Consider the following 5,230-nt stretch of genomic DNA (forward strand, 5'->3'; position numbering starts at 1 on the left):
CCAGCAGAGGCCGAGGAGAAGTTCTATGAACAGTACAACGAGTTCGATAAAGTCGCGTAAAACGGAGTAATCAGCCTCCGGCAAAACCGGGGCGGTTCAATGCGTCGGTTACTTGAAACCAAACTCAGAACATTGCTAACTGAATGCCGTCTGGCGCCGCGAGCATTTCTGCGGTAGTCATCCGACGCGAGAGAAACCATTGAGGCATAACTGTGACCATGGACAACCTATCTCTGAACCTTGACGCCGAAGTAAATCATACGCTTGGCTTGCTCCGTACGGAAGCAAGTGACGAAGAGTTGAGCAATGGACTTAGGCTTGCACCCGGTGCCTTAATCTCGATTGATCCCAATGGCGAGATCGAGGGGAGAAGCGTCACCGGCGGCGACAATATTTTGAGCTTGAACTACGTTGTTCAGCAGCCAGTAAAGTGGATGGCATTGCATCTCTCTGTTGGCGGGATTGATCTAAGAAATGCCGCCGTATTTGGTGTTGCCTGCAAGACATTCGCAGCAGAAGCTACGACTTTCCGCGTCTGCTTGCGCTCGCAGACCGCTGATGGATTTGTGGACGCATTTTTGCCAAAACACGTCGTCGCCTATGGCCAACCAAGCACGCATGTAGATCTCTTAAAGGTAGAAGAACGGGAAGATGTGCCTATAAAAGCAAGCTGGCGAGAGTTGGTATTGTTTTTTGCGCCCCAATCAGCAGCCCTAGATCTGATTGACTTCCGAGTATTCATTGTTTGAGACTTAAAATTTGTAAAAAGGTACTTAACTTTGTTTCACTCGCTGCAAGCTCGTTGGGAATTTAAAGAATGAAGCTTTCAATAGTAATTCCAGTCTGGAACGATCCAGAGGGTCTGGGCAGGCTATTGACGCAAGTTGCTGAGTTAGGTTTGTTCTCTGAGGTAATCGTTGTAGATGACGCGTCTGACGATCCACTTGGACCGGAAACGGTTCCTGAAAGTCGAGCCCTGACTGACAGCGTTATCTGGCTAAGGAGTTCCGAACAACGCGGTGCGGGTCACGCCCGGAACATTGGGTTGGACCGGGTAACCGGCAGCCATGTCATCTTTTTTGATTCAGATGATCTTTTTTCCGACGAGTTTTCAGCGATCATCACGTCATGCGAAACTGAGGCCGAAGCCTTCGATTTTTTGATCTTTCGCCATGACGATACGCGAATTCTTGAAGAAGGCGGCAGAGGTAGCTTTCCAACGGAAGAAGCCCGCTGGAAAGCTCTATCTGTAGATGACGAACCGGCAAGGCTCACCACGAGAGAGGCGGCCAACCTATGCCAAATATCAGCCTATCCTTGGAACAAAATTTATCGGACAGATTTCTTACGAGACAACGCAATTCGCTGCACCGAGATACCTGTGCACAATGACTTGGAGTTACATTGGAGCAGCTTCATCGTCGCGCGCAATATTTGGGCTACTACCCAAATCGGGGCGGTACACCAATGGCATCCAAGTGGAACACGTCTGACAAACCGACGCGGTGACGAGAGGTTGGCGGTATTCCAAGCATTCGAGAACACCTTGTCGAGGATCACAAGCGAACCTGATCTAGAACGACTGACTTTCTTGCACCCCTTTTTTGACTTCAACTTTAGACTTATCAGTTGGATCAAGGAAAACATGGACGATGTTTACCTCGACGTGCTGCTTCGGAAAAGTAAGGACTACGCCCTGTCCGCCATCGATAAACGGCTAATGACGCTGATTGCCTATCGTGATCCGGCGCTAGCTCGTAAAATCAACAGGATACTTTTTGAGGGAACATTACCATGAGCGTATCCTTTATTGTCACCACTTATAACATCGAGCCGTATATACGGCAGTGCCTTGAAAGCCTTCGTGACTGCGTGCGCGAAGGAGATCAGGTCATACTCGTAGATGATGGCTCCACCGATTCCACAGAACAGGCAGTACTCGATTTCGTAGAAGAGATTGGGTTTGGCAACAATGTTAACTGGACGCCAATTTGGTTGGGAACCAACACCATTGGTGGCGTGGGAATTGGTGCCAATATTGGAATGGACCATGCCGAGTGCGACACAATATTTTTTGTTGATGGCGATGATTACATGCTTCCCGAGGGATTCAACAAGGCCCGCAATGCATACGAATCCCATCCGGCCGACATTAGCCTGTCTGACTATCTAGAATATGATCAACGGAACAATCGCACGAAACCACCAGCCGATACCAGAAAATGGGACGGGCTATCGGCAACCATGGACCTTGAGTCATCGAGAATTGCAGCGATTGATCTCATTGCCGTACCTTGGCGGAAATTTTATCGAACTGCCTTTCTTCGCGAAAACCGTATTCGATTTCCCGAGGGTGATTTCTTTTTCGAAGACAACCCGTTCCATTGGTACGTCTGCACGAGGGCAAAAAGCATCCATTTTTCGCGTCATATTGTCTGTCATCACCGAGTCAATCGCCCAGGACAGACCATGGCTTCTACCGGGGTCGAACTTACTGCATTCTTCACCCACTACTCTATAATAACTTCAAACCTACCTGATTTATCCACCGAGCTACGCATTCAGGCAGCCAAATGGCTTGTAAACCAAGTCTCGTGGCACATTGGGCGCTTGCAGCCGTCAGCGTTTCGACCATACGCTGTGCGAGCTGCAGCCACGCTACAACAAATCTCGGAAGAAGTATGGCAGGAACTTTCAAAAGAAATGTCGGAAAAAATGGTCTGGCATTATGCGAATAGTTTGCGTGAAGGCAAGGTATTTGAGGTGGTTGAGAGTTGGATGGCCATTGCTGATCGCAGACTATTGCAACGGGTAGATCAAGGCATAAAAGACTTGAATCGACTTCTCCGTGACATAGAGAGGCAAGTCAAAATGTCACGAGAAATAGCGCAATCAAAACAGGCGCTCGATGAATTTACTGCTATTAGCGATATCGTTAATGCATACTAAGTGGCGTTAGCATGATGAAATTAGCAAGCATCAAACTATAGAACTGGACACCCAAAAAGGAAAACCGGCATGACACAGAAGCTAAGAATGAACATTGCCACATCGTGTAACGACGCTTATTCGCGTTTTGTGTTTGTAAACCTTCAAAATGTACATGAAATTTTTGGGAAAAAGTATGATTTGCATTTTTACTTAATCCAATCCGATATTGCCGATCAAAATATTGAAGAACTTACAGACTTCTCAGATAAATTGAATCTGACATTCCACAATGTTATGGTTCAAGATGATGACTTTTTAAAGAAAGTTGTTCGCTATTCTCGCGCGCATGATACCGCGCGCTTTTTCGATGGCGCCTGCCATCTTTTCTTACCTGAAGATGTTGATAGAGTTTTGTTTGTCGATACAGGTGACTTCCTATTTTTATCAAATGAGTACGACTTCTATTTCAAGGACTTTGAGGGAAAATCTCTACTTCTGTCGACTTACTGGAGATTGGAGAAAGATCCTTGGAACTTCGATCGACTCACCGGAATGTGGGGCGGCTTTAATTCTGGTCACATGCTTATTAACTTAGACCGTCTACGAAAGAAAGAAATCTCCGCAGACGATTACGTTAAGTACGCAGAGTCTTGGGCACGACACTTTCCGGAACAGAAAGTTTTATATGGGGGTGATCAGGCATTTTTGACTGGCTTCTTTGCTGGTGAAATGGCGACAATTGAGCGCTCAAACCCTTACAATGTTAAAGTTGTAGATCTTAATGGTGAAGCTCCTACCTCGCCACCAAAATCCGTACATTTGAATGCGCTTTTTGGGAACATTAAACCATGGGAAATACCATTCAATACTCCTAACGACTTGAAAAGTTATAAAATGATAGTCCCCAATGAAATAAATTCAGATCATGGACAAGTATATTTTTCAGATGTAGAGAATTCATTCACACTTAAATGGTGGGATATTTGTAGCAGAACGCCTGTTTACAATGAGCTGAAAGAGTATTCCTTTCACAATCTTAAGTTGACAAAGCTTTTCTCTAAGAAACTAAATAGTTTATCCACTTCACACAGTTCTTCGGCATCACGAGCCGAGCGTGGATCTAATGATGAACGAGTGAATAAACAAATCGACCAAACGCTAAATGAGGGTTCTTTGCAGATGACTGATGAATTGGAAAAGATAAAAGCTTCGTATAATCGACCCGACCCTGAAATCGCGTATATTTGTTCCGGTTTAAGGCGAATTTCCGTTGATCCAAGCGATCGCAGAGTGAGAAAGATATTGTTGACGCGGGGAGTTCGAGGCAGATCGCGGGAGCAACATTTCTTTTTTCGAATGATGGATGAATTCGATATCGATCTATTTTTAGATATTGGTGCCAACTATGGTGAGTGTGCGATGTCAGCGCCGTTGTACTGTTCCACAAAAATTGTCGGTTATGAGGCCAACAGTAAACTTATTCCCTTCTTGCAAAAGTCATCGTTGTATAATGATGATATAAAGAATCTCGAATGGCGAAATCTTGCAGTGGGCAACACGCCTGGCGAAAATCTAAGCTTTTTCATTGATGAAGATTGGTCAGGTAAATCGAGTGTCGTTCGCAGTAGTGAATCTGAACTGACGAAAGTGAAAGTTCTTTGCACAAGCATTGACCATGAAATGGAAAATTTAGGTGGAGGCAATGAATCACTGCTAATCAAGTTGGATATAGAAGGATATGAACCGGCAGCACTCGATGGCGCAAAGCAGACGCTTCAAGGTTCGAAGAACATCGTAATACTAATGGAGTTTGATAGCGAATACATTGAAGCTGGCGGGCAAAATTCGGAAATGTTTTTTAATGAGCTGAAGGAAAATTTTAATGTTTTTGAACTAAAGAATAATGCGGATATTATAACCGCTGACTCGTATCATCACTTAAACAGAATCCACCGCGGCAAAAAGGTTCATACAGATTTAGTGCTTACTAGGAACCTCACACCTTCATTCTATGGAAAGTTTGTCAATTCCTTTGTTGGGAAGAATATCTATAGCTAGCTCCTGTAATTTGGTATCAGGGTATTTCAAATTTGTAGTGGGTGCCAATGTAAGGCTACGTTATAATCTTACACTGGCACCCACTGAATGATTTTCTTAGAATTTGCCAAATCCATAGGATCAGATATACTGGTATGACGTATCTAGGGTCAGGACCCATTGATTTCTGCGAGGCGGCGTGATTCACGGTTCGAAAAACGAGCGGTGAACATGTCTGATCTCTTCTGGTTGACCGACGCCC

4 protein-coding genes are annotated in these 5,230 nt (G+C 45.0%); all 4 read left to right on the forward strand.

Features of this window, described 5'->3' with window-relative positions:
• Positions 1-212: 212 nt before the first annotated feature.
• The 4 genes from M8744_RS17565 to M8744_RS17580 all read left to right on the forward strand — a co-directional run bounded on the left by M8744_RS17565 (position 213) and on the right by M8744_RS17580 (position 4,989).
• Positions 213-749, forward strand: a complete 537-nt coding sequence (locus M8744_RS17565) for a hypothetical protein (protein ID WP_251420041.1) — start codon at positions 213-215, stop codon at positions 747-749.
• Positions 750-817: 68 nt separating this feature from the next.
• Complete coding sequence (locus M8744_RS17570; protein ID WP_251420042.1) at positions 818-1,798, forward strand: glycosyltransferase family 2 protein; 981 nt, start codon at positions 818-820, stop codon at positions 1,796-1,798.
• Positions 1,795-2,949 (forward strand): glycosyltransferase family 2 protein, encoded by a 1,155-nt coding sequence (locus M8744_RS17575; RefSeq protein WP_251420043.1) that lies wholly within the window; start codon positions 1,795-1,797, stop codon positions 2,947-2,949. The genes M8744_RS17570 and M8744_RS17575 overlap by 4 nt, the downstream gene beginning before the upstream one ends.
• 69 nt (positions 2,950-3,018) lie before the next feature.
• The gene (locus M8744_RS17580) at positions 3,019-4,989 is read left to right on the forward strand and encodes an FkbM family methyltransferase (protein ID WP_251420044.1); all 1,971 of its coding nucleotides are present in this window, start codon (positions 3,019-3,021) and stop codon (positions 4,987-4,989) included.
• The last annotated feature ends 241 nt before the right edge of the window (positions 4,990-5,230 follow it).

Origin of the sequence: Lutimaribacter degradans, from assembly GCF_023703375.1 — a bacterium.
GTDB lineage: Bacteria > Pseudomonadota > Alphaproteobacteria > Rhodobacterales > Rhodobacteraceae > Lutimaribacter > Lutimaribacter degradans.